1 pseudogene is annotated in these 1,517 nt (G+C 77.5%); it reads right to left on the bottom strand.

Annotated elements, in window-relative coordinates:
- Positions 1-1,253: 1,253 nt before the first annotated feature.
- Positions 1,254-1,517: pseudogene (locus GT042_RS12570) on the bottom strand (hypothetical protein); the annotation flags it as partial.

Raw genomic sequence — 1,517 nt, 5'->3', positions numbered from 1 at the left:
GGCCCCGCAGCCTGTGCGTGGGGACCGTCCGGAGCAACCAACTGGAGTCGTCGCAACGGCACCACCGACATCCGCGCGGACCTGCCGGGCCGGGTCGTGCCGGCCTCGCCCGGCGCGGTGGCTGTGGTGTCCGTGGACCGCACGGCGGTCGTACGGTCCGACGCGTCGGAGGCGTTCCGCGACGGCCCCGCCGACGTCCGCCCCACAGGGGCAGGCGCGAGGATGGGCGGCGCCGACGGCCCCGGCCGCTTGTCGGTGTTCGCCGGCTCGGACCGCCCGGCCGCCGCCGGTACGTCCCGGATCCCCGCGTGCAGGAGCCTCAGCGGCACCACGGTCATCCGCCCCGTGGACGAAGGACCGGGCGGCTCGGAAGCCGCCGCGGGCCGTACGGCCATCCGTGCGTCGGCCGTCGGGGCGGACGGCCGACGCACGGTGGTTCGGACCGGGACCCGGGGCGTCGGCGACGACGCCGTCCCGGTGGTTCGGGCGGCGGACGGCGTACCGTCCCGCCGCGCGGCAGGCGCGGGTACGCCGGGCAGGAACAGATCCGGTACGCCGATCTCCTGGCCCACCGGCGCCGCGACGGAGTCGGGGGTGCCGACGGGCTCCGCAATCTCAGGACCGACAGGGACACCCGACACCACCGGCGTGTCCGAGGCTCGGGAAATCTCCGCCGCGGACCGCACGTCCGGGTCGCCCACAGCCCCCGCGTCCAGCACACCGAACCCCGACCCCACCGGCGCCTTCACGGCGTCCAGAGTGGCCAAGGGCTCCAGCGTTTCCGGAACACGGGCATCGGAGCCCATCGACGCGTCCGGCACGCGGGTCACCCCGGCCGCCGATCGCGCCCCCACCCCGCCCAGGGCATTCGGAGCGCCCGCGGCCTGCGAGCCCACCCGCGCATCCCGCGCACGGACTTCACGCTCGGCCGGCACCTCCACGGCGCCCCGGCTGTCCGCGGGCTCCGGAGCCTTCGGAACGGCGCGGGCACCCGAGCCCGCCCGCGCCTCGGGTACGTCGGACAGCCCGCGCACCAACGGCACCCCGGCCCCGTCCGAGGCTTCCGGGACGCTCGCACCCTCCACGACCGCACGAGCCTGCGAGCCCACCCCCGCGTCCGGCACGCGAACCGCGCGACCCACCGGCGCCTCGACGGAGTCCGGAGTACCCACGCGCTCCAGCGCATCCGGGACGGCAAGCCCGCCCGGGTCCGGCGCACCGGAGGCCACCGGCACCGCCGACCCCGGTGCCGTGCGGGTCAGGAGGATCACGCCCCTCGCCGCGACCACCGCGCCCACCGCTGCCGCCACCACCCCCAGCGCGCCGCCCTGGAGGCGTTCGCCCAGGAGGGTCAGGCCTATGGCAGCGGCCGCAACCGGGTTCGCCAGGGTCAGGACCGCGAGCGGCGCGCCCAGGCCGCCGCGGTAGGCCTTCTGGGACAGCAGCAGACCGCCGGAGGCGAACGCCGCGACCAGCAGGGCCACCCCCGCCGCCTGCCACAGCGGCAGCGCGTCCGA

The organism is Streptomyces sp. SID3212, from assembly GCF_009865405.1.
In the GTDB taxonomy this organism is placed as follows: Bacteria; Actinomycetota; Actinomycetes; order Streptomycetales; family Streptomycetaceae; genus Streptomyces.
The sequence above is the reverse complement of the archived record's forward strand: the minus strand, read 5'-3'. Positions and strand labels throughout refer to the sequence as shown.